Source organism: Tardiphaga sp. 619_E2_N8_4, from assembly GCF_051810905.1.
GTDB lineage: Bacteria > Pseudomonadota > Alphaproteobacteria > Rhizobiales > Xanthobacteraceae > Tardiphaga > Tardiphaga robiniae.
Genome location: NZ_JBPWQJ010000001.1, coordinates 2,184,364 through 2,206,987, shown reverse-complemented (window position 1 = coordinate 2,206,987; position 22,624 = coordinate 2,184,364). Strand labels below are relative to the sequence as shown.

The 22,624-nt window shown below is 60.9% G+C and carries 21 protein-coding genes; 6 read left to right on the top strand and 15 right to left on the bottom strand.

Features of this window, described 5'->3' with window-relative positions; genetic code table 11:
- Positions 1-37: 37 nt before the first annotated feature.
- Positions 38-250, bottom strand: coding sequence for a hypothetical protein (locus AB8A23_RS10470; RefSeq protein ID WP_147421565.1), 213 nt, complete (start codon positions 248-250; stop codon positions 38-40).
- Between AB8A23_RS10470 and AB8A23_RS10465 the strand changes: the two genes are divergently transcribed.
- Positions 197-385 (top strand): helix-turn-helix domain-containing protein, encoded by a 189-nt coding sequence (locus tag AB8A23_RS10465; RefSeq protein ID WP_120287983.1) that lies wholly within the window; start codon positions 197-199, stop codon positions 383-385. The two genes, AB8A23_RS10470 and AB8A23_RS10465, sit on opposite strands and share 54 nt — an antisense overlap.
- On the opposite strand, the gene AB8A23_RS10460 is transcribed toward AB8A23_RS10465, so the two are convergent.
- From AB8A23_RS10460 to AB8A23_RS10405, 12 genes are all read right to left on the bottom strand, one after another.
- On the bottom strand, positions 351-1,499 hold the full coding sequence (locus tag AB8A23_RS10460; protein ID WP_120287006.1) for an acetyl-CoA acetyltransferase: 1,149 nt from the start codon (positions 1,497-1,499) through the stop codon (positions 351-353). The genes AB8A23_RS10465 and AB8A23_RS10460 overlap by 35 nt on opposite strands.
- Positions 1,496-1,918 carry an OB-fold domain-containing protein gene (locus tag AB8A23_RS10455; protein WP_120287984.1) on the bottom strand — a complete coding sequence of 141 codons (423 nt, stop codon included), beginning with the start codon at positions 1,916-1,918 and terminating at the stop codon, positions 1,496-1,498. The genes AB8A23_RS10460 and AB8A23_RS10455 overlap by 4 nt, the downstream gene beginning before the upstream one ends.
- A complete protein-coding gene (locus tag AB8A23_RS10450) occupies positions 1,915-3,567 on the bottom strand; it encodes a long-chain-fatty-acid--CoA ligase (protein WP_120287007.1) in 1,653 nt (550 codons plus the stop codon). Before AB8A23_RS10450 ends, AB8A23_RS10455 begins: the two co-directional genes overlap by 4 nt.
- Positions 3,568-3,602: 35 nt before the next feature.
- A complete protein-coding gene (locus AB8A23_RS10445) occupies positions 3,603-3,968 on the bottom strand; it encodes a nuclear transport factor 2 family protein (protein ID WP_120287008.1) in 366 nt (121 codons plus the stop codon).
- Positions 3,969-3,991: 23 nt separating this feature from the next.
- A complete protein-coding gene (locus AB8A23_RS10440; RefSeq protein ID WP_439059818.1) occupies positions 3,992-5,305 on the bottom strand; it encodes an aminotransferase class III-fold pyridoxal phosphate-dependent enzyme in 1,314 nt (437 codons plus the stop codon).
- A 31-nt stretch (positions 5,306-5,336) separates the two neighbouring features.
- Positions 5,337-6,908 (bottom strand): hydantoinase B/oxoprolinase family protein, encoded by a 1,572-nt coding sequence (locus tag AB8A23_RS10435; protein ID WP_120287010.1) that lies wholly within the window; start codon positions 6,906-6,908, stop codon positions 5,337-5,339.
- Entirely contained in the window at positions 6,905-8,905 is a 2,001-nt protein-coding gene (locus AB8A23_RS10430; protein ID WP_439059819.1) for a hydantoinase/oxoprolinase family protein, read from the bottom strand. The genes AB8A23_RS10435 and AB8A23_RS10430 overlap by 4 nt, the downstream gene beginning before the upstream one ends.
- A 74-nt stretch (positions 8,906-8,979) precedes the next feature.
- Positions 8,980-10,587 carry an ABC transporter substrate-binding protein gene (locus tag AB8A23_RS10425; protein WP_120287985.1) on the bottom strand — a complete coding sequence of 536 codons (1,608 nt, stop codon included), beginning with the start codon at positions 10,585-10,587 and terminating at the stop codon, positions 8,980-8,982.
- Positions 10,588-10,932: 345 nt separating this feature from the next.
- Positions 10,933-12,408: a PLP-dependent aminotransferase family protein gene (locus tag AB8A23_RS10420; protein WP_439059820.1), complete on the bottom strand. Its 1,476-nt coding sequence runs from the start codon at positions 12,406-12,408 to the stop codon at positions 10,933-10,935.
- Between the two features lie 236 nt (positions 12,409-12,644).
- Complete coding sequence (locus AB8A23_RS10415) at positions 12,645-13,751, bottom strand: ABC-type transport auxiliary lipoprotein family protein (protein ID WP_175366332.1); 1,107 nt, start codon at positions 13,749-13,751, stop codon at positions 12,645-12,647.
- 1 nt (position 13,752) lies between these two features.
- A complete protein-coding gene (locus AB8A23_RS10410) occupies positions 13,753-14,532 on the bottom strand; it encodes an ABC transporter ATP-binding protein (protein ID WP_120287014.1) in 780 nt (259 codons plus the stop codon).
- Between the two features lie 2 nt (positions 14,533-14,534).
- Entirely contained in the window at positions 14,535-15,668 is a 1,134-nt protein-coding gene (locus AB8A23_RS10405; protein WP_439059821.1) for an ABC transporter permease, read from the bottom strand.
- 438 nt (positions 15,669-16,106) lie between these two features.
- On the opposite strand from AB8A23_RS10405, the gene AB8A23_RS10400 reads away from it, so the two are divergent.
- The 5 genes from AB8A23_RS10400 (at position 16,107) to AB8A23_RS10380 (ending at position 21,062) form a co-directional block, all read left to right on the top strand.
- Complete coding sequence (locus tag AB8A23_RS10400; protein WP_120287015.1) at positions 16,107-16,505, top strand: translational machinery protein; 399 nt, start codon at positions 16,107-16,109, stop codon at positions 16,503-16,505.
- 77 nt (positions 16,506-16,582) lie between these two features.
- The gene (locus tag AB8A23_RS10395; RefSeq protein ID WP_199711960.1) at positions 16,583-18,985 is read left to right on the top strand and encodes a phosphoketolase family protein; all 2,403 of its coding nucleotides are present in this window, start codon (positions 16,583-16,585) and stop codon (positions 18,983-18,985) included.
- 9 nt (positions 18,986-18,994) lie between these two features.
- Positions 18,995-20,194, top strand: coding sequence for an acetate/propionate family kinase (locus tag AB8A23_RS10390; protein WP_120287016.1), 1,200 nt, complete (start codon positions 18,995-18,997; stop codon positions 20,192-20,194).
- Positions 20,195-20,269: 75 nt separating this feature from the next.
- Positions 20,270-20,494 (top strand): hypothetical protein, encoded by a 225-nt coding sequence (locus AB8A23_RS10385; protein ID WP_147421566.1) that lies wholly within the window; start codon positions 20,270-20,272, stop codon positions 20,492-20,494.
- Positions 20,495-20,519: 25 nt separating this feature from the next.
- A complete protein-coding gene (locus AB8A23_RS10380; protein WP_120287017.1) occupies positions 20,520-21,062 on the top strand; it encodes a GNAT family N-acetyltransferase in 543 nt (180 codons plus the stop codon).
- 131 nt (positions 21,063-21,193) lie between these two features.
- On the opposite strand, the gene AB8A23_RS10375 is transcribed toward AB8A23_RS10380, so the two are convergent.
- Both AB8A23_RS10375 and AB8A23_RS10370 read right to left on the bottom strand, forming a co-directional pair.
- Positions 21,194-21,937 (bottom strand): ABC transporter ATP-binding protein, encoded by a 744-nt coding sequence (locus AB8A23_RS10375; protein WP_439066018.1) that lies wholly within the window; start codon positions 21,935-21,937, stop codon positions 21,194-21,196.
- Positions 21,888-22,622: an ABC transporter ATP-binding protein gene (locus AB8A23_RS10370; protein ID WP_175366339.1), complete on the bottom strand. Its 735-nt coding sequence runs from the start codon at positions 22,620-22,622 to the stop codon at positions 21,888-21,890. Before AB8A23_RS10370 ends, AB8A23_RS10375 begins: the two co-directional genes overlap by 50 nt.
- Positions 22,623-22,624: the final 2 nt, after the last annotated feature.

Genomic DNA, 22,624 nt, shown 5'->3' with positions numbered 1-22,624 from the left:
AGCCGTTCCCTCATCGCTGCCCTCTGCGGGGCCATTTTCAAAGCGCCGTGCCGTTCGGCCGTCCGCGCACCAACAACATCCCAGTTTGTAGAATTAGTAAAATATTCTTATCTTTGGCCGGAGCAAAGTTTTCCTTATAGAGGTTGCGAGGCTGGTGAGCCGGTTTCCGCGGAATTGATCCGTCGCCAGTTGCGCGCTGACCGCCGTTCACCGCGATCGCTCGGTCACGGCTGCGACCAAAAAACTGCATCTGAGACAGTCCGCGGTCACGCTGCAGATTCGCAGTCTGCAGACACTAGCGGGCCAGATCACCCATTATCCACAAAGTGTGAACATCAACAGATCTGTCATTACAGCGTGTTGGCGCCGCCAAGCACGGCCGTAAATTCATGCGAGAAGGTGCAACCATTGCCATGAGCGATCGCGATCTCGGCATCCGCGATCTGCCGTGCGCCGGCATTGCCGCGTAATTGCTCCGTCGCTTCGATCAGCGTGAACAGCCCATACATGCCTGGATGCGCAAACGACAATCCACCACCATTGGTATTGACCGGCAGAGCACCGCCCGGCGCGATCCGACCACCGGAGACAAATGCGCCGCCCTCGCCTTTCTTGCAGAACCTCATGTCTTCCAGGAACATGATGACATTGATGGTGAAGGCGTCGTAGAGCTGCAATACATCGACATCAGCCGTGGTGATGCCCGCCATCTCGAACGCGCGCGGCGCGCATTCGGCCGTCGGCGTCGTACAGAAATCCGGGATCTGCGAGACCTCGCGGCTCCAGCTCGCCCCGGCGCCGCCGAGGAAATAGACGGGCTTGTGCTTCAGCGCCTTCGCACGATCGGGACTGGTGACGATGACGGCTGCACCACCATCACTCATCAGACAGCAATCCAGCCGCGAGAGCGGATCGGCCACCAGCGGCGATGCCAGCACCTCGTCGATGGTCAGCGGCGCCTTCATCGTCGCATCGGGATGCAGCTGTGCCCATTGCCGCGCGGCCACGGCGACTTCCGCCATCTGCGCGCGCGTGGTGCCGTATTCATACATGTGCCGCGCGGCGCACATCGCGTAACCGGGCAGCGGCGACATCAGGCCGTAGACTTTCTCGAAGGTCGGCAGTTCGTGGATGCCGAAGGTACCGGCCCCTTTGAGATTGGAGCCATAAGCGATCAGCACCGTGGTGCAGAGCCCTGCCTCGATGGCCATGGTCGCCTGCAGGAGGTGTGACAGGAAGGACGAGCCGCCGGTCATGTCGGAGCAGGCCCATTTCGGGCGGATGCCGAGATACTCCCCCATCGAGAGCGTCGGGAACATGTGATACAGCGTGCCACCGCAGATGCCGTCGATGTCGCTCAACTGCAGACCCGCATCGGCGACCGCGCGCGCAGTGGCGCCCGCCATCAGATCCATCGCCGACATCCCCGGCGCACGGCCGAGGCCGTAGGTGCCGATACCGACGATGGCGCTCTTGCCGCGCAGCGAGGATGCGGTCATGGCGCGGCTCCCACGGGACGAAACAGCACGATGGGCTGCTCGCTATTGGCATAGGTGCCGAAATCCACCGGCGCGATCACCGCCTGCACGCGCATGCCGATATGAACCTCATCCGGCGCGCACGTGATGACGCGACTAAGCATGCGGACGCCCTCGTCGAGCTCGACGACGCAGGCATTGTAGTCGCCGCCGTGCTTCGCGGGCCGCCGCATGATGGTGGTCGAATAGACCGTGCCGAAGCCACTAACTTCGACGAATTCGAGATCGTCTGCGCCGCTACGGGGCGCGATCAGGCGCGGATAGAACACATATTCGCCAGTCGAGCGCGAACGCTGGATCATCAATCTGCCGGCGCGCAGATGAGCCCAGAACCGTCCTTCGGGACCAAGCTCGGCCGCGGGCGAGGTTGCTGTCGTCATGTCCATTCCGCTTCCTGCAGCGATCGCCAGCTGATCTTGTTGCTTTCCGAGCGCGGCAGGCTATCGACCAGCACCACCGAGCGTGGCGTCTTGTAATTGGCCATGGCGCCACGCGCCCAGCCGATGATGTCGTCTGCCGTTGTCGACGCCTTGGCCGCATCATGCAGGACCACCAGAGCCTTCACCGACTCGCCACGATAGCTGTCCGGCGTCGAGATGATGCAGCACTCCTTGATGGCGGGATGGCCATACATGATGGACTCGACTTCCGCCGGCCACACCTTGAAGCCACTGACATTGATCATCCGCTTCAGCCGGGCGACCGCGAAGAAATAGCCGTCACGATCGCGATAGCCGAGATCGCCGGTGCGCAGGAAGCGCTTGCCGCCCAGCGTGACGAATGCGGTCTCGTTCGCTTCAGGCTTGTTCCAGTAGTTTTGCAGCACCTGCGGGCCGTTGACCACGATCTCGCCGATTGCGTCACTGCCGAGCTCGGTCAGCGTGTCTGGATCGATGATCCGCGCATCCGTCTGATGCACCGGGATGCCGAGGCACTGCCGCCTCGGCGCTTCCATCGGATTGATGTGGGTCGGCGACATGGTCTCGGTCATGCCGTAGCCCTCGACGAATTCGAGGCTAAAGCGGGTCTTCAACCGTTCGGCCACCGCCACCGGCATTGCCGCGCCGCCGCCGGTGATGACCTTGAGCTTCGCAAAACACGCTTCACGAAATGTCGGGCTGGAGAGCACGTCGACGATCATGGTCGGCGCCGCGTTCCAGAAGGTAACGCCATGGGCCTCGAACAGATCAGGGATCAGGTCCTTATCCCAGCGCGCCATCAGCATCAGCGTCGCGCCGACCGAGATCGCCGCATTCATCGAGCCCTGCATGCCCGCCACATGAAAGAACGGCTGCGCGCCAGTCAGCACGTCGTCGCCACCGAGCCGGTACCAGCGCGCCTGCAGCACTGCCGTGAACAGCACGCTCGAGTGCAGATGCATGCAGGCCTTCGGCTTGCCCGTCGTGCCGGATGTGTAAGGGAACAGGCAGAGATCGGCTGGCGTCGCGGTCATCGGCGACGGCGTCTCGTTGCGAGCGATCACATAATCCCAGGCGCGCCAACCCGGCGCCGTGGGGCACGATCCGTTTTGCGTCACGCAGGCTGGCAGCGTGTAAGGCGATGTCTCGGGCACATAGTCGCGATAGTGCGCGACGATGATGCTGTTGATGACGTTGCCAAGCAGCGGTGCAAAAACATCGACGAGATCGCTGCCGACGATCGCCACCGTGGCGCCGCTGTCGGACGCGATATAGTCGAGTTCGGCGGTCTTGTTCATCGGGTTGATCGGCACAACCACGGCGTCGGCCCGCATGACGGCGTAATACGCGATCACATATTGCGGCGAATTCTGCAGCGCGACCATCACGCGGTCGCCGCGCTTCACCCCGCAGATGTTCTGCAGATAACCGGCAAGCGCGTCTACCTGCCGTAACAATTCCGCGTAAGTGAGAACTCCGCCGTAGAACAGCGTGGCCGGATGATCCGGCCGCGCCGTCGCGGCCCGCACCAGCGCATCGTAGAGGACGCCCTCGGGCAACGGCAGCGTGTGCGGCTCGCCGGGTGGCCAGAACGGAGAGACGTCACTCACGGCAAGCCTCCTGACAGGTACATTTCAGCAATTAATCAGGCGAAGAAGTGCCAGACCTTGGCGATGATCTGCCAGCGGCCATCGATCTTGATGAAGGAGAGTTCGTTGACGAAGCGCTTCGGCAGATACATGTCCTTGACGCGGGCATGGGCCGTGGTCGGCGATGCCACGGACACGCTCACGATGTCGTCCTCGCGCGGGTCGCTCCGCGACGCCGATGACGGCCGCGCGGCAACCATGCCCATATAGGTTTCGAGATCGAGATTGACGAGCGTACCGTCGGTGGCCGAAAACAACCGCACCTGGGGATGGAGTACCTTGCGGAAGCCTGCGACATCGCCGTGATACAGCGCTTCGAAATAGCCGGCGATGACGGCGCGGATGTCCTGTTCGTCTTGCATCTTCAAGTCTCTGCTGTCGTGTTTCAATTGAGGCCACTGGCCCGCGCGTGTTCCTGGTCGGCAAGTTCGAGTCCGTGGTCGAGCGCTGCGAGCAGCCGCTCGGCATCCTGCTCACTAATGATCAGCGGCGGCGCCAGGAACAGCGAGGTCTGCTCGCCGCTGGTGCCGATCACGGCGCCGGCTTCCATCGCCCGCGCGGCGACACGCGAGGCGATCGGATTTTCCATGGTGTCGGCGGCCCATGAACGCCAGTCGGGCCCGTGCAGTTCGACGGTCCAGTGCAGGCCCTGGCCTGCAACGCGGCTGACGCTCGGATGGCGACGAGCGATTTCCAGCAGGCGCTTGGTGAAGAATGCTTCCATCGTGCGCACGCGCGCGAGGATATCCTCCTCGGTCACCACATTGAGATAGGTGCTGATGGCGGCCATACTGATCGGATGGCCACGCAGCGTGCCGTAGTTCTGCCAGCTCGATCCCTTGAGCTGCTCGACGATCTTCTTGGACACGATCACGGCCGCGACCGCCGCAGCGCCGCCGCCGAGCGACTTGCCCATGGTGACGATATCCGGACGGCTCTTGGCGCCCTGGAACGCGAACCAGCGGCCGGAGCGTCCGGCGCCGGTGACGACTTCGTCGGCTATCCAGATCGAATTTGCTTTCGCGGCGTGATCAGCGACTTCGTCCTGATAGTCGCCGTCGTAGTAATTGCCGCCCTGCGTGTAATCGATGATGGTCGCTGCGGTGTCCGCGAGCGTCGCGCCGGCATCGGCGAGAACGTCCTTGACCGGCTGGTTGCTCAGTGGCGCGCCATAGATCGCCCCATCTGGCGCAGGCAGGATCTTCACCGGCGCCATCGGGGCGGGCAGACGCGAACCGCCGGCCTGCACCGCGAGCCCACCATGCCAGTGCGGCTGCACGGTCATGCTGCGCGACAGACCGACGAGGCCGTGATAGGCGCGCTCGCGCGTCGCCAATGCCGTCTTCTGCGACAGGGCTTGGCACAACGATAGCGCCATGTCGTTAGCCTCGCTGCCGCTGATGCAGAAGCGCACGCCGCCGACCCAGTCCTCCTCGCCCGCAAAGGCTGTGCCGATCAGATCGTCCGCGGCTTTCTCGCGGCCAATCCAGGTCCAGCCCTCATTCACTACCGGCGTATCCGCGGCTGCACGAATGGCTTCCACCATTTTCGGGTGGCGATGACCGAGCCCGCCACCGGTGTTGCTGCCGTCGATCAGGCGACGCCCATCTTGCAGATGGAAATAGACGCCTTCGCCACCGACCACGGTCAGAGGGGCGCTGTCGCCGGCATTGAGGCCCGTCCGCAAAAGTCTGCTCATCGATTATCCTTCTTGCACTTGCGGAGGTGCATCACGCGTGGCCATAGCCGCCGCCGCCGCACATCTCGATGGTGATGACATCGTCCCGTTGCAGCACGAGGTTCGACTTGCCCTCGACGTCGATTACCTCGCCGCCGCGCGTGAGCGTGAGGCGCGCGGTCTTGCCGGGTGCGCCGCCCTTCAAACCGAACGGGGGAATAATCTTGCGCTCGACACAACTGGTCAGATGCATGCTGGGGGCAAGGATGCGGTAGCTGCGCACGACACCGTCGCCGCCCGGATAGGCGCCTGCCCCGCCGGAGCCCCAGCGGATCGCCTGCTGCTCGACGCGAATATTGTAGTTGGCCTCGATGGCCTCGGCCGGCGTGTTGGAGGTGTTGGTCAGGTGCACGCGGGTCGCCGCGCAGCCGGCCCGGTTGTACCGCGCGCCCTCGCCGCCAGCATGGACCTCGTACAGCATCTTCCAGGAGCCATCCTGCCGCGGCTCGGCGAAAGAGAGCATGCCGGACGTGGTGGCGCCGCCCGACGACAGCCGCTCCGGAATCACGTCCTGCATGGCCAGGAAGATCGCATCGACGATGCGCAGCGAGGTCTCGTGATTGCCTGCCGCCACCGGTGCGGTGAGACCGGGTTCGAAGATCGAACCCGGTCGGGTGATGATGGTGAGCGGACGCAACGCGCCGCCATTCTGCTGCATATCGCGCCCGCTCATGATACGCGCGCTATAAGCCACCGCGGATTTCGCGATGAAGGACGTCGTATTGCAGAAATTCGAGACCCGATCGCAGCTCTCTGAGAGATCGAAGGTCGCCTCGTCGCCTTTGATCGTGATCTTCACATGGATGCGGGCCGGCTCGTCACCGGGGCCGCCGTCATCGAGGAAATCCTCGCCTTCATAGACGCCGTCAGGTAGCCCGAGAATGGCTTCGCGCATCTCGGCTTCGGAGAGATCGTGCAGCCGCGACAGCGCCGCCACGAACATTGCCTTGCCGTGCTGCTGACACAATTCGACGATGCGCTTTTCGCCGGCCAGCGTGCAGGCGATCTGGCCGAGCAAATCGCCCTCGCAGGATTCCGGATCGCGCACATTGACCTTCAGGAACTGGACGATGGCATCGCTGACACCCGCCGCGGTGGCGATCTTGATCGGCGGAATCCGCAGTGCTTCCTGAAAGGTGTCGATAGCCTTGGCGAGATAGCTGCCCGGCCATGTGCCGCCGATATCGGGCCAATGCGCGAGGCTGACGGCAAAGGCAACGATGTCACCCTCGAAGAACACCGGACGGACGACTTTGACGTCGTTGAGGTGATTGCCGCCGAGCGCGCCGAGATTATAGATCAGCACATCGCCTTCGCTCAGCGAAGCAGCCGGCACGACCTTCAGCAATTCGCGGATCGTATAGGCCATGGCGCCGAGATGGACCGGGATGTCACGGCCCTGCCCAACCAGTTCGCCCTGCGCATCGGTAATCGCCGAGGACAGATCGCCGGCCTCGCGCAGCAGCGGCGAGCGCGCCGAGCGTGTCATCACCAGGCTCATCTCTTCCGCTGCGGCCGACAAGCCATGGCGGATCACTTCGACGGCAAACGGGTCGAGCTTCATGTTGCCACCTTCGCGAGATAGAGATTGCCGTTGCTGTCCGGCGCCGCCTGCCATTGCGGCGGGAGGACTACGGTGGACCACGCGTCTTCGATGATCGCCGGACCGGTCACGACGGAAGTCATGGCGCTGCGATCGATCACATCGGTCATGACGTCCAGAGCGCCATCGAATGAGCAGCGGCGCTTGGGGGCCACCGCCGTGCGCAACACTGTTGTCGGGCGACTGACTTCGGTGGTCGAGGGCTGCCGCGCCTGCGCGCGGACGGATTCGATCACGCAGCTCTCGTTGGTCGCGTAGCCGAACAACTCGCGATGCTTGACGAGAAAGTCCTGCCGCAATTTTTCAGCATCGAGCGGCATCGTGAAAGGCACGGGGATCGCATCGGCCTGCGCCGCATAGCGCATCAGCGCAACCAGCTCGACCTGGATGGAGTCGCGCGGGATCGCATTGGCGAGCAGAGGCACGAGGGTCTGCTCGACCAGCGCTTCGATGCGCTGCGTGACCTTGGCCAGATCGATGCCGTCCAGCGCCACGCGTAACGTCTGCTGCTGTAGGAAGCTGAAATCCGCAGTCAGACATCCCAGCGCGGAGAAGGCGCTGGACGCAGCGGGCACCACGATCTCTGTGATCCCGTAGAGCTCGGCGAGGCCCGCCGCATGCATCGGGCCACCACCGCCGAAGGCCAGTAGCGTGCAATCGCGACCATCGATACCGCGTTCGACCGTCACGCGGCGCAGTGCCCGGGCCATGGTGGCATTGGTGACGCGGATGATACCAAGTGCGGTTTCGGTAAGGCTCAGTCCAAGTCCTTGCGCGATCGGCTCGATGACACGGGCTGCGGCATCAACATCGATGCCGATGCGGTCGCCTAGCTTGGTTTCGGGGTTGAGATAGCCGAGCAGCGCATTGGCATCGGTGATGGTCGGCTTGGTGCCGCCACGGCCATAGCAGGCCGGACCTGGCTCGGAGCCGGCACTTTCCGGCCCGACGGTCAGACCGCCTGCGCCCGCGCGCACGATGGAGCCACCGCCGGCGCCAATGGAATGCACCGCCAGCATCGGCTGACGCAGCGGGCGATCGCCAAGCATCTTGCCGTCGGCCATCTCCGCCTGGCCATCGACGATCAGGCAGACGTCGGTGGTCGTTCCGCCCATATCGAAAGTGAGCACGCGGGATTTCTTGAGCTGGCGCGCGATGCTGACCGAGGCCGCAACGCCGGCGGCCGGGCCGGACATCGCCATCACCAGTGGACGGCGCTTGACGGCCGAGATCGGGATCATCGCACCGGCGGAGTGAAACACCTGCAGGCCCGGACCGATGGGCAGGCGCTCTTCAAGCTCGCTCAGATATTCCACCGCAATCGGCATCGCCGCTGCATTGAACGCCGTCGACGACGTGCGCTCATACTCGCGCGCCTCGGGATTGATCTCATGCGATAGCGAGACATGTGGCACGATGTCCTTCAACCGTTCGGCCAGCATCTGTTCATGGACGGGATTGGCATAGGCATGCAGCAGCGAGACAGCGACGCTTTCCACGCCAGTCTCCTTCAGCCAGGCGATCAGGCGCTCGATTTCGGCTTCGGCCAGTGGCCTCAGCACCTGGCCCTCGTGATCGAGGCGCTCGTCGAGCGCGAAGCACAATTCACGCGGCACCAGCGCCTTGGCCTTTGGCGCGATATCCAGGCGATAGAGATCGCGGCGACGATAGCGCGCGATCTCAAGAACGTCCTCGAACCCCTTCGTCGCGATCAGCGCGATCTTCGGCAAGCGCTCCTCGACAATCGCATTGGTGATCCGGGTGGTGCCGTGAATGAAGCGCTTCACGTCGCTCTTGCGCAGACCAACAGCCTCGATGGCTTCGAGCATTGCCTGCACCGGCGCGTGGGGGCGCGACGGCACTTTGGCGATCCGCGTCTCTGACGTGTCGCGCCGGATGGCGATGATATCGGTGAAGGTGCCACCGATGTCGGTTCCGATTTCCCAGATATTCGTCACGCGCGTTGGTCCCGCTTTCGTTCAGGGCCGGCGCTGCAGCACAAGGGCTACATCGTCGGGTCGTTCGTCTTCGCTTACTTGCGGGCGAGATCGCGGAAGTCGACTTGGCGGTGAAACCAGTAGGTGTAGCCATCGAGTTGCGGGATCATCACGGCGTCCTGGTTAGCCTGCCACAACAGCACCAGCGGAATTTCCTTGACGTATTCCGCGATCATCTGCTTGCCCATCTCGTCATACTTGGCCTGATCCTGCTCGAACCGAGCCTGATTGGCCAGTTTCACCACCAGCTCGTCATTCCAGGAGCTGTAATTCCAGCGCTGGTTACCGGTGAAGAAATTGCGGAAAAAGTAATCGGTGGTCGGCAGCCAGGCGGTGGAACCTTCGGTGAAGAACGGCAGCTTCTTCTCGGTGATCTGCGTCGACATCTGCGAGTCCGGCAGCTTCTGCACGTCGACCTCGATGTTGAGCTTCGCCAGCGCCTCCTTCAGCAGCGCCGCCATCGGCTCGGTGACAGCGGCGGAGCCGACATTGATGCTGAAAGTGGTCTTGAAGCCCTTCTCGAAACCGGCTTCAGCCAGAAGCTGCCTGGCCTTGGCCATATCGGTCTTCGCCGGCATCGGCTGCGGGAAGTCGCCATTCGGCGGCGACGTCCACGATGCACCGAACAGTGGAAAGCCACGCTTGAAGATCGCTGCGCTGAACATGTCGTTATAGGGTAGCGCCATGGCGATGGCCTGACGGACCTTGAGATTGTCGAACGGCGCCATTTGCGTGTTAAAGGCAATCATGGTGAAGCCGTTGGTCTGCGGTGACGACTCCACCTTGACCTTGCCGCGCTGCTGCAGCGACGGTACGTCGCTGGCCTGCAGATCGATGGCGATGTCGGCATCGCCCTTCTCGATCAGATTGGCTCGCGTGGCGGGATCGCCGATGGTCTGTTCGATGACGCGCTTGAAGTAAGGCAGCTTGCCGTCACGGCCGCTCTTCCAGTTCTCATTGCGCTTCAGGATCAACTGTTCACCCGGCTTAAACATCTCCACCGTGTAGGCGCCCGAGCCGGCGGTGTTGGTCTTCAACCATTCCTGAGCCCAGGGATCCTCGGCTGTCGCATGCTGCTTCGCGAGCTTGCTGTTGAAGATCGGCGCCAGCGGCGTGGCGAGATTGGCCAGCGCCAGACGATCCGCTTTGGGTAGTGTTACAGTGATCGTGCGATCATCGACAATCGCGAACTGCTCGGCCTTGGTCAGCGATCCCGTGCCCATTTGCCCTGCGGCAATGGATTTGGCCGTGACCGCACGATCGAGCGACCATTTCACGTCTTCTGCGGTGACGGGCGTGCCATCGTGCCACTTGGTATCGCGCAGCTTGAAGGTGATCTTCAGCCCGTCCGGGCTGACCTCATAGCTCTCGGCCAGTTCGCCGCGGATCTTGCTGCGGTCGAATACCCAGACGCCGTTTTCGTCGCGCTTGCGGTCGAAGGCCACAAGGCGGTCATAGATGCTGGTCGAGACGCCAAAGGCCTCACGCGTCGCGCCCGGCGTGGTGGGGTCTAGCGTCGGGATATTGTTGCCGGTCACCTGGCGCAGGGTCTCGGCCCGCGTCTGCGCCTGTGCCGCCGCTGGCGTGAGCGCCATCAGCAGCACACTGCCCGTCAATCTCAACAAACGCCCGCGATCAGCCATCATCTGCCACCGTCCCCTGTCGAACCTTGTTCTGCAAAATCTTGGCGCATCGCGCGCATCGGGATAGAGCCAGACTCGCTGGAAACGACTAGGCCAGATTGCCGGACGCATTGTAGCGCGCGAGCGAGACGCCAAGGTGCTTGGTTACAGTGCAAGCGCTGCACGCGAATGCAGCAACGATCTCATCTGCGCAACGATCCATTCAGATGCAGGATGTGCAGCAGTTGTCGCGCCGTCAATGGTTCGACGCGATCGCGCCTCTGCGGCAGCCCGGAGCTACCCGCCGAAGACTGACCAATTCGCAGGCGCGCAGCCATTGCCGGGAAACGCATATGGCGGATCGGATTATTTTTTTGCTGCAGACGGCTCCACACCGAGAATCTGCGCCATTTTCGCGATCAGGCGCGTCGCATCGGTGGGCTTGAGGCGACCATAGCCCAATACGAGGCCGGCATAGATCGGCGTCTCCAGATGGTTCTGCGATAGCGGCTGCACGTGGAGACCCCCTTGCTTCAACAGCCGTGCCGCCTCCACATCGCTCATCCGTGCCTTCAGGCGCTCGGTGAACAGAGCGACCAGATGAAGACCGGTTGCACAGGGAGCGACGGTGAGATCATCAGGCAAATACTGACGGATCGCATCCATCAGGGCCTTCTGCCGCTCCGCATAGACTTTTCGCATGCGGCGGAGATGGCGCAGCAGATGGCCCTCGCGCATGAATTCGGCGAGCGCGCGCTGACCGATGCCGGAACTGTGCACGTCGATGCGCGCGCGGCCTTTCGTGAATATTTCGACGAAGCGCTCCGGCGCGACGATGTAGCCTAAGCGCAAGCTGGGCATCATGATCTTGGAGAAGGTGCCGAGATAGATCACGCGCTGCTCGCAGTCGAGCGACTTCAGCGACGCGATCATGCTGTCCTGATGCCGGAACTCGGAATTGTAGTCGTCCTCGACAATCCAGACGTCGTTGCGATTGGCCCAGTCGAGCAATTCCAGCCGCCGCTCCAGCCCCATGCTGACGCCGAGCGGATATTGATGCGACGGCGTCACCACGATCAGCTTCGCATTCGGCGCGCGGCGAATGCCCTCGGTGACGCACAGCCCCTTGTCGTCCACCGGTATCGGCACCAGTTTACCGCCCGCCGCTGTCAGCGACCACTGCGCCTCGACGAAGCCCGGTTCCTCCACCCAGACTTCGTCGCCATGATCGAGGATCATGCGGCTGCACAGGTCGAGCGCGCTGGAAGTGCCCGAGGTCACGACGATCTGCTCAGGTGTGCAGACGAGACCACGTACCGCGCCGAGGAAATCCGCGATCTCGCGCCGAAGTTCGGGAAGCCCGGCGGGGGACAAATCGAGGCATTCCTCCTTGTCGGGGTGCTGCGACGTCTGGCGCAGCAACCGCGCCCAGTCGCCGAACGGAAAGGTCGAGATATCGGGCGCACCGGGGCTGAAATCGGACGCCCAATTGGTCTCATAGGTGAAGCCAATCAGCGACTGCCAGCGCTGAGAGATGGGACCGGCGATACGAGAGGTATCCGCAGACACGTCCACCGGCGATGCCGCGTTGCGGCTCACTGCGGCGACCGAGACACCGCCGCGCGGCATCGATTCCAGATAGCCTTCGGCGTAGAGGATGTCCCAGGCACTCAACACCACCATGCGCGAGCAACCAAGCTCGCGCGCAATCTCCCGCGAACCGAGAAACTGGGTGCCCGCCGGCAGCGTCCCGTGCAGAATCCCGTCGCGCATCTGCGCCGCGATTTGCTGGGGCAATGCAACTGACGAAGCCCGGTCAAGACGGATGCCCGCCAGCGACATCCGCCTCCTCTGGCCAGTGGAATTCTGCATGCGAAACGGGGCCCGGACAAACGATCAAGATGAATGCGACCGAACACGTAGCAGCACGGAAGGCTGGACGTCCACATCGCCCGTACAACCCCGATGGCCGAGCTCGCCAGGCGCCCTGCACACGGGTTGAGATCGGAGCCAAGACGCTTCCAGCCGCTAAAATCTCGATCGCAAAGCGGACAAGCCAACCATTGCTGATTCCGAAGTCAGAAACTCTGGGTAGTCCAAGAGACGAGCTCTTTGGCAAGGCTTGAGAAAGCGGAGTCGAAAGCCCGAACGGTTCCTGGTGCATCCAGCTTTTCGATCCTCTGGCTCTGGCGAAATATCCGTGAAGCCATGACCTTTCCATCCTTATCCAGAATCTTTGTAGACAACTCAATTTCTGCCGCAGGTGTTTCATCAGGCCCAACGTCAAATCGTCTGACATCGATCAAAAGCTGATAATCGGGCTGAACGCCGTCCAGCGGCCGCGTGGGTGCATGTGTTACGTCGTAGTTTTCGAAACTCTCCAAGATCTTCGCCTGGATGAGCTTGGGGATGCTGTCTGCCCACTGCGCATCGGGGAAGGCCGCCGTGTCCTTGGGCTGCGAAAACAAGAATCGTTGCGTCTGCAAAAGGACGACAGCTGTTGGCTCGGGTATCGCGAACTGCCCCTTAAGTATTTTGGTTGGTGCCGGGAAATCAACAGCAGCGCGAAGATTATAGGTCACCTTAGATACCGGAGAAGCGCCGCCGCCCGTCATTCGCTCCAGACCGCTGACAATTCCGTCGAGCTTTCCAGTGTTGCGAGCGAGTCCTTCTGAGAACACTTGAAGATTGGCGATCGTGCTTTTGAGCGGCGCGGCATTGTCCGCCAGAACGCCGTCGACCCGCCCAAGGGCATCGCGTGCCGCTTGTGTCATACTGCGGCCAGCGCCGGGTTCGGCTACCAGCATCGTCACGGGAGCGGAATTCGTCAACAATTTACCTCCCTCCAATGCGATTACCGGCACCCCCGTCAGTCCCTGGAAGTCCAATCCCACCTTTGTGTCACGGCGAACGGGAGTGGTGTTCACAACCGAGATGCTTGCATTGACGCGACTGGGGCTATCGGCCGCCAAATCGAGACGCGTCACCTCCCCTACGCGAATGCCGTTAAAGAGCACCGCGGCGCCCACCAGCAGACCCGGCACAGAGCCGTCGAACTGAATCTGATAGGTAGTCCGCGGACCTGAATTTCCGGTGCTATGCAGCCAGAATATAAAGCCGAATACCGCAGCGATAGCTGCGAGAACGAATGCGCCGACGATGACGAAAGGAGCGCGCGTTTCCATATCAAATCGCCTTTGGTTGGAGCATGAGGGAGCGCTTGCCGTGGAAATAAGCCTTAACCCATGGATGCTCGGATCGAAGCAGCTCGCTCATCGGTCCGATCGTGACGATTTTTCCATCAGCCAGGGCGGCAACGCGATCACAAACGGTATTCAGACTGGCGAGATCGTGCGTGACCATGAAGACCGTGAGTCCCAGCGTCTTCTGCAACGTCTTGATCAGCGTATCGAAATCGCCAGCTGCGATAGGATCGAGGCCGGAAGTCGGTTCATCGAGAAAGACGATGGCCGGATCCAGCGCCAATGCGCGTGCAAGCGCGACTCGCTTTGTCATGCCGCCGGAAAGTTCCGACGGAAACTTGGCACCGTCTTCCGGCGCGAGACCCACCATTTCCAGCTTGGCACTCGCAATCTCGGTCATGAGCTCGTCCGAGAGCGTTGCATTCTCGCGAAGTGGAAACTCGACGTTCTGCAATGCCGTAAGTGACGAGAACAGTGCCCCCTGCTGAAACAACACTCCCCATTTTGCAGCGACATCCCTTGTCCGGCGCCCGGGCGTCAGACCGATATCGCTCCCCATGACCTCGATCTTTCCGCTATTCCGCTCAATCAAACCAATCACGGTCCGCATCAGCACCGATTTCCCGCCACCGGAGGCACCGACCAGCCCCAGGATTTCGCCGCGCCGAACATCGAGTGAAAGACGATCGATGACGATATGGCGACCGAAACCGACAACTAGGTCCTCAACATGAATGGCAAGATGTGTATCTGTCTCCTGCATCGCTACATTCCTATCGATGCGAAGAACACGGCGAATAGTCCGTCGAGAACGATGACGAGAAAGATCGATTTGACGACGGATGTCGTTGTTTGTTTGCCTAGGGATTCAGCGCTCCCTTTTACGCGGAGCCCCTCACTACATGCGACGATCCCGATCACCAGCGCCATGAATGGTGCCTTGATGATACCCACTTCGAAATGCGTCACCGAAATCGCCTCATGTAACCGGGCTATGAATGTTACCGGCGACATTCCCCCATAAAACCATGCGACGAGGCCTCCCCCGTAAAGCGCCGCGACCGCCCCCACGAAGGCTAGGATCGGCAACGCGACGATCAACGCGACGACGCGAGGCAGGATCAGCACATCGACCGGATCAAGACCCATCGTCGATAGAGCATCAATCTCCTCGCGCATCTTCATGGAGCCCAGTTCAGCGGTGTAGGCGCTCCCGGATCTTCCGGCGACCATGATTGCAACGATCAAAACCCCGAGTTCACGCAACACCAGGATCCCGACCATATCGACTACATATGCCTCCGCGCCGAACTTGCGGAAGTGGAAGATACCCTGCTGTGCGATGATGGCACCGATCAGAAATGTGATCAGGACCACGATCGGGAGCGCCTGCCAGCCAACCCGATAGATCTGGTACACCAGCGATGTCAGCCGAAACGATCTCGGGCGGCGAAGCACACCGACAGCGGCCAGGCAAATCGCGCCGAGCATTTGAAGGAAAGCCGACAGATCCAGAACTGCAGCCAGCGCCGCCCGACCCAGCATTTCCAATCTGTCGGCGATGGAGTTACGCTCTGTGGGATCCGGATTACGTCGTCGATTGACCTGTCTCAATTCCTCGATCAGATCGATATAGTCTTCTGCAGCTCCCACAATGTGCGCGCGTTGGCCGCCGCTGGCCAAATGTCGCGATAATCGCTCGATCAGCCAAGCGCCCAACGTGTCGAGCTCCCGGACGCCGGACATGTTCACGGTTACCGACCGTGCCCGCGCGAGCTGCGGCGCTATGCTGGCAGATAGTTGCTCCAGAGTTGCCGCATTGACGACGGTCCAACTTCCTGTCGGGCGTAATTCGAGCTCATCGCCACTGGCGCTGGCTATCAGCAAAGGTGCACTCACGACGATCTCCTGCGCTTATGCCAAAATAGGCCAGTGGAGGCGCCATCGAGCATCGTCAGCAGGACGACACGCGGGTTGAAGTGGAGGCCACATGTGGGGTGACACGGATCGCCCTCAAATCATACAACGAAGTTCCTTCTGCCTGATCACCGGAACGAAACTCCGTTTATCGTCGGCCTGTAACTTATCTTCGGAACTTCCGCCGCTCTGGCGGTTTGGATGAAGTGAACGAGGTCATCACGCGCGTTCTGGTCTTTTTCAATTAGATCGTTTCTGACGTGACGGCTGTTTGACGTATGTCAAACGGCCGCTCGCCGTTTGCCGTACTGTTCTGCGACGACATTCTGCAACAGCAGGCATGTACCTCGCTTCTGCAGAGGATAACACGGCTGCAAGAGCAAGTTAGATGCGAAAGCAAATCGCAAACAAGGAAACAGGATGCATCATTATCATGCGGTCGTTTGGATCGACCATCGCGAAGCGAAGATATTCCATGTCGGCCTCACCGGGACAGATCAACTCGATCTTCATCCGACATTCGAGACACGCCACATTCATCACAAGGCCAACGAAATCGGAAGCGGTCATGTCCACGAAGACAAGGGGCTGATGAAAGACGTGGCGGGCGCGGTGAGTGATGCCGGTGAGATTCTGATCATTGGTCCGGCGCAGGCGAAAGCCGAACTGGCGACCTATCTGCGAGAGCATACGCATATCGGCAGCCGCATTGTCGGCGTCGAGGCCGTTGACCATCCCACCGATGGCCAAATCGTCGCTTACGCAAAGAAACACTTCAAGATCGGCACATTGCGCGGCGACGCGCCCGCAAGCCGCTGAAATTTACGGCAAAGCTATTGCGAATATTGGCGGCAAATATTTTGCCGCTGCGCGGCGACTGGATCAAGGTGCAGCATATGCCACGTTATGGAGAAGCTTTCCTCAGTACCGGCGAGGTGCAATTGATTGATCGCTATTGGCGCGCCGCAAATTACCTGTCGGTGGGTCAGATATATCTGCTCGACAACGCCCTGCTGCGCGAGCCGTTGCGCAAGGACCACATCAAGCCCCGGCTGCTCGGCCATTGGGGAACCACGCCTGGGCTAAACTTCATCTACGCGCACCTGAATCGCGTTATTCGAGCCCACGACCTCGACATGATCTATATCTGCGGCCCCGGCCATGGCGGCCCGGGGATGGTAGCAAATACATATCTGGAGGGTACCTATAGCGAGGTCTATCCGGACATTACCCAGGACGAGGACGGACTGCAGAAACTGTTTCGACAGTTCTCGTTTCCGGGCGGCATTCCCAGTCATGCGGCTCCGGAAACTCCCGGTTCCATCCATGAAGGCGGCGAACTCGGCTATGCGCTGGTGCACGCCTATGGCGCAGCCTTCGACAATCCCGACCTGATCGTCACCTGTGTCGTCGGAGACGGAGAAGCGGAGACAGGCCCCCTCGCCGCGTCATGGCACTCCAACAAGTTCTTGAGCCCGAAGCATGACGGCGCGGTACTGCCCATTCTTCATCTCAACGGTTACAAGATTGCCAATCCCACCGTGATGGGACGGATGAGCGACGACGAAATACGCCATCTGTTTCATGGCTACGGTCATGAGCCGATGTTCGTCGAGGGCAGCGATCCTGCCATGATGCACCCGCTGATGGCTCACACGCTGGAGCGCGCGATCGACAGGATTCGCGCGATCCAGGCTTCCGCTCGTAACGGTCGCGCAACGGTGGATCGGCCGAAATGGCCCATGATCGTCATGCGCAGTCCAAAGGGCTGGACCGGCCCCAAGGAAGTCGACGGCTTGAAGGTCGAAGGTTTCTGGCGCGCTCACCAGGTACCGATTGTCAATCCGCGCGGCAATCCCGAACATCTCAGTCTGCTCGAAGAATGGATGCGCAGCTACCGGATCGACGATCTGTTCGACAAAGCCGGCCGGCTGCTACCTGAGTTGCAGGCTCTGGCGCCGCAGGGGCGCCGGCGCATGGGAGCGAATCCTCATGCCAACGGCGGTTTGCTGAAGCGCGAGCTGAAGCTGCCCGACTTCCGCGACTACGCCATCGATGTTCCCCATGCCGGCGGGACCGAAGGCGAAGCGACCCGCGTGATGGGGCAATTCCTGCGCGACGTCATCAAGCTGAACGCAGCTGCGCGCAACTTCCGCATCATGGGTCCAGACGAGACAGCATCCAACAGGCTCGACGCGGTATTCGACGTGACCGAGCGCGTCTGGATGGAAGGAATCGAGCCGTATGATGTCCACCTCGCCCAGGACGGCCGGGTGATGGAAGTGCTCAGCGAGCATCTATGTCAGGGCTGGCTGGAAGGCTATCTGCTGACCGGCCGCCACGGGCTGATGTCCTGCTATGAGGCCTTCATCCACATCGTCGATTCAATGTTCAATCAGCATGCCAAATGGCTGAAAGTGTCCCGGGCGCTGCCCTGGCGACGCCCCGTTGCCTCCCTGAACTATCTCCTCACATCCCATGTCTGGCGCCAGGACCACAACGGCTTCAGTCATCAGGATCCGGGCTTTGTCGACCTGGTTGCCAACAAGAAGGCCGACATCGTCCGGATCTACTTCCCGCCGGACGCCAACACACTGCTCTGGATCACTGATCACGTGCTTCGGACGTATGATCGCATCAACGTCATCGTTGCCGGCAAGCAACCCTCGCCGCAATGGCTCGGCATTGAGGAAGCTGCGACCCATTGCGACGCTGGGATCGGTATCTGGCCTTGGGCTGGCACCGAAGATACAGGCAGCGAACCAGACGTCGTGATGGCCTGTTGTGGCGACGTCCCTACCCTGGAAACCATGGCTGCGGTGGACCTATTGCGGCAAGCCGTACCCGACCTGAAGATCCGCGTCGTCAACATCGTCGATTTGATGACGCTGCAACCCAAGACACAGCACCCGCACGGACTGGATGACCGCGACTTTGATGGCATGTTCACCCGGGACAAGCCGGTGATCTTCGCCTTTCACGGTTATCCCAACCTGATCCACCGCCTGACCTACAGCCGCGCCAACCATGCCGGCATGCATGTACACGGCTTCGAGGAGGAAGGGGCGACGACCACGCCGTTCGACATGGTGGTACTGAACCGGCTCGACCGCTTCCATCTCGCCATCGATGTCATCGAACGCGTTCCTCGCCTCGGCATCACAGCAGCGGCGATCAAGCAGCGGTTTCGCGACAAGCTGCTCGAGCACACAACTTATGTGCGCGCCCATGGCGAAGACATGCCGCAGATTCGCGATTGGAGCTGGCCAGACCACTTCACCAAGCACACCGCCGACTGAGGACAAGCGATGCCTGATGCCGTCCTTGTCGTGAATTCCGGCTCCTCAAGCATTAAGCTTGCGCTATTCGATATCGTATCAGATGGAGAGCCGAGATTGCTCTGCCGGGGGAGTCTGGACGAGCACGACGCCGAGCCGCGCCTGACGATCAAGGAGACCGACGGGGCTATTCTCTATGATCAGCATCGCAAGGTCGCGGACGGCCACGGAGAAGAACTGCTGCTTGATGCGTTGAATTGGATCGATGGCTACCTTGCCAGTGACGATCTGGTTGCAGTTGGTCATCGCGTGGTCCATGGCGGATTGGCCTTCGCAGCGCCGGTCCGATTGACGGGATCGATAGTCAATGAGCTTGAAAAGCTGACACCGATGGCGCCACTGCATCAGCCACGCTGTCTATCGCCGATACGTGCGATCATGACCGAACGGCCGGAACTGCCCCAGGTTGCCTGCTTCGACACGGCGTTCCACCACTCACTTCCCGCCTCCGCCACCCGCTTTGCCATTCCACGCCAGCTCCATGACGTCGGCATCCGCCGCTATGGATTTCACGGCCTATCATTCGAGTTCATTGCCGAACGATTCCTGGAACTCTCACCATCTCCCGACGAGAAACGATGCGTTGTCGCACATCTGGGCAGCGGCGCCAGCCTGTGCGCCATGCGCGATGGCAGCAGTATCGACACCACGATGGGTTTCACGCCGCTCGACGGCTTGGTGATGGCGACCCGCTGCGGCGCCATTGATCCCGGCGTGCTCCTCTATCTACAACAACAGCGTGGAATGTCGGCAACCGACCTCGAAAACCTGCTCTATCGAGAATCCGGGCTGCTTGGAGTGTCGGGACTATCAGGCGACATGCGAGCACTGCTCGCAAGTGAAAGCCCGTATGCCTCCGAAGCCATCGATCTGTTCGTGGATTCTATCGCCAGACAATCGGCGATGATGGTCAACAGTCTTCATGGTCTGGATTGCCTGATCTTCACCGGCGGGATTGGCGAGCACGCGCAGGAAATTCGACGGCGCGTTTGCGAGCAGTTGAGCTGGTTAGGTCTCGCCCTCGATTCAGACGCAAACGATGCAGGATCCGCATGCATCAGCACTAGGCATAGCAGTGTCGAAATCCGGATCATTCCGACGAACGAGGAGTTGGTCATCGCGCGTTATTGCGTAAGGAACCTAGCTGATGGCCTCTCCGATTCAGCCTAGGACACCGTCTCCTTCAAACTACCGAGAGACATTCGACGGGCTACCCGTCTGCACCATATAACCAACGAGGTCCCCATGATAAATCTTGAAACATACGCGCATGGCATCAGGGAAGCTCTGGACGAATGCCACGAGCACATGTCGCCTATGGAAGCTGGCGAACTGCAGATCGGCAAGCGCGCCACCGGTGGCGACTGGCAGGACATAACGGCCGAGACAGTCGATCGGCACAAGAAGATGATCACCACTTACGAAGGTATTCTGAAGGTGCTTTCTACCAAGCTGCAGGGCGGTTTTTAATGCAGGATCAGGCCACGAGCCACACATGAACGCGGTCGGTGGATCAACTCGTCCTTACCCGGTCGAATGGGAGCGACATCTCGTTCTCAATTCTGACTGGAGAATTTTTACGCGGCCGATTACGGCGGCGGATGAACCTCTGGTTCTGACGCTTCTCTCCCGCGTTAATAAGGGCGATCTCAGGCTTCGCTTCTTTGGTGCCATCAAAGAATTCTCCCACCCGTTTCTCGTAAGCTTGACGCAGATTGATTACGCTAAGGCCATGGCGTTCATCGCGTTCGATGAGGCGAGCCAGGAGCCGCTTGGCGTCGTCAGGATGCATCGCAAAGAAGACGGCGTTTCCGGTGAATATGCCATCCTCCTTCAATCGGACCTCAAAGGCAGAGGGCTCGGTTGGGCTTTGATGCAGTTGATTATTGAGTATTCCCGCTCCGAAGGGCTTAAACAGATCGTTGGCCAAATCATGCGCGAAAACACGATCATGCTTCAAATGTGCAGAGAGCTGGGTTTCGAAGTCATGGCCGACACAGAAGATCACGGAATTTATGATGTCACTTTAAACCTCTGAGTAAACGGAGCGGCTGCAACTCGGCATCAGAAGCATTTCATGATGATGTCCGCTTTGTGCCAAACGCGGACATTATTCACCCTGAAACGAAGGCTGCAAAAAGAAGTAGGTGCCAGCGATCTCGCTTGGTTCTAAGGCGCCAAATACTGCAACAATCGTGGATCGTCGCGAATCTCGCCGGCCGAACCTGTCAGCGCAACCCGGCCGCGATCCAGCACGTAAGCGCGGCTCGCGACCCGAAGCGCGAGATCGAGATGCTGCTCGACGATGACGACGGCGATGTCCTTCGCCAGCAGGATCAGGCGCTCGGTAATTTCCTCGATGACACCGATCCAGACGCCCTCAGTCGGCTCATCCAGCAGCAGGATTTTGGGATCGGACAGCATGGCGCGCCCGATCGCCAGCATCTTGCGCTCACCGCCGGACAATGTGCCGGCAAACTGATCGAGCCGCTGGCCGAGCTTGGGGAAAATCTCCAAGACCCGGTTGACTGCCCCGCTGTCGCGATTGGTCAGCGCGCCGACTGCGAGATTGTCTCGCACCGAGAGTTTCGCGAACACCGAATGTTCCTGCGGGACATAGCCGACACCGCGGCGGATGCGCTGCTCGGTCGGCAGTTTGCCGACATCGCGGCCATCGAGGCTCACGGCACCGCCGAGCACCGGCAACTCACCGACAATAGCCTTCATCAGCGTGGTTTTGCCGGCGCCGTTGCGGCCGAGAATGGCGACGCCGCCGCGCCACGGCACGCTGAGCGTAACGCCGAACAGCACCTGGCTGCGGCCGTAACCGGCATCGAGCGACTGGATATCGAGGAATTTATCGTCAGGCACGGCGGAGATAGACCTCCTGAACTTTGGGGCACGACTGCACATGCTGCACCGTGCCGGTCTGCAGGATCTGGCCCTGATCCAGCACGGTCAGGCGGTCGCAGATATCGCGGATGAAATCGAGATCGTGCTCGACGATGACAAGCGAACAACGCGCCTTGATCGGCTGCAACAATTCGCCGGTGACGCGGCGTTCTTCCAGGCTCATGCCGCCGGTCGGCTCGTCGAGCAGCAGGAGCTTGGGCTCGGGTGCCAGCGCCATGGCGATCTCGAGCCATTGCTGCTGCCCGTGCGACAGCGCGGATGCCGGCTCGTGGGCGCGATCGACAAGGCGGAACTGCTCCAGCATCGCCATCACCTTGTCATGCAGCACGCCGCGAGTGCGCGACAGCGCGAGATTGAGCAGCGATGTCTGCGCCTGCAATGCCAGCAGGATGTTGTCGTAGAGCGTCAGCGCCGGCAGCACGCTGGTGATCTGGAATTTCAGGCTCATGCCGGCGCGGGCGCGCTCGGCTGGCGAGGCCTGCGTGATATCGCGACCGCCGAAAGTGACGGTGCCTTGCGTCGGTGTCTCGGCGCCGGCGATGCATTTCATAAGCGTGCTCTTGCCGGAACCATTGGGTCCAATCAGGCCGTGAAATTCATTGGCAGCGATGGTGAGATCAGCGCCGTTCAGCGCCGTGAGCTTGCCGAATATCTTGATGAGGCCTTTTGCTTCCAGAAGCGCCATGA

What these genes read in the sequence shown, in the direction of transcription:
- AB8A23_RS10440 (WP_439059818.1), bottom strand. Translation starts at nt 5,305, where the DNA reads ATGAGCAGACTTTTGCGGACGGGCCTCAATGCCGGCGACAGCGCCCCT.
- AB8A23_RS10445 (WP_120287008.1), bottom strand. Translation starts at nt 3,968, where the DNA reads ATGCAAGACGAACAGGACATCCGCGCCGTCATCGCCGGCTATTTCGAA.
- AB8A23_RS10370 (WP_175366339.1), bottom strand. Translation starts at nt 22,622, where the DNA reads ATGGCGCTTCTGGAAGCAAAAGGCCTCATCAAGATATTCGGCAAGCTC.
- AB8A23_RS10385 (WP_147421566.1), top strand. Translation starts at nt 20,270, where the DNA reads ATGATAAATCTTGAAACATACGCGCATGGCATCAGGGAAGCTCTGGAC.
- AB8A23_RS10410 (WP_120287014.1), bottom strand. Translation starts at nt 14,532, where the DNA reads ATGCAGGAGACAGATACACATCTTGCCATTCATGTTGAGGACCTAGTT.
- AB8A23_RS10395 (WP_199711960.1), top strand. Translation starts at nt 16,583, where the DNA reads ATGCCACGTTATGGAGAAGCTTTCCTCAGTACCGGCGAGGTGCAATTG.
- AB8A23_RS10420 (WP_439059820.1), bottom strand. Translation starts at nt 12,408, where the DNA reads ATGTCGCTGGCGGGCATCCGTCTTGACCGGGCTTCGTCAGTTGCATTG.
- AB8A23_RS10375 (WP_439066018.1), bottom strand. Translation starts at nt 21,937, where the DNA reads ATGTGCAGTCGTGCCCCAAAGTTCAGGAGGTCTATCTCCGCCGTGCCT.
- AB8A23_RS10380 (WP_120287017.1), top strand. Translation starts at nt 20,520, where the DNA reads ATGAACGCGGTCGGTGGATCAACTCGTCCTTACCCGGTCGAATGGGAG.
- AB8A23_RS10435 (WP_120287010.1), bottom strand. Translation starts at nt 6,908, where the DNA reads ATGAAGCTCGACCCGTTTGCCGTCGAAGTGATCCGCCATGGCTTGTCG.
- AB8A23_RS10470 (WP_147421565.1), bottom strand. Translation starts at nt 250, where the DNA reads ATGCAGTTTTTTGGTCGCAGCCGTGACCGAGCGATCGCGGTGAACGGC.
- AB8A23_RS10400 (WP_120287015.1), top strand. Translation starts at nt 16,107, where the DNA reads ATGCATCATTATCATGCGGTCGTTTGGATCGACCATCGCGAAGCGAAG.
- AB8A23_RS10415 (WP_175366332.1), bottom strand. Translation starts at nt 13,751, where the DNA reads ATGGAAACGCGCGCTCCTTTCGTCATCGTCGGCGCATTCGTTCTCGCA.
- AB8A23_RS10390 (WP_120287016.1), top strand. Translation starts at nt 18,995, where the DNA reads ATGCCTGATGCCGTCCTTGTCGTGAATTCCGGCTCCTCAAGCATTAAG.
- AB8A23_RS10460 (WP_120287006.1), bottom strand. Translation starts at nt 1,499, where the DNA reads ATGACCGCATCCTCGCTGCGCGGCAAGAGCGCCATCGTCGGTATCGGC.
- AB8A23_RS10455 (WP_120287984.1), bottom strand. Translation starts at nt 1,918, where the DNA reads ATGACGACAGCAACCTCGCCCGCGGCCGAGCTTGGTCCCGAAGGACGG.
- AB8A23_RS10425 (WP_120287985.1), bottom strand. Translation starts at nt 10,587, where the DNA reads ATGGCTGATCGCGGGCGTTTGTTGAGATTGACGGGCAGTGTGCTGCTG.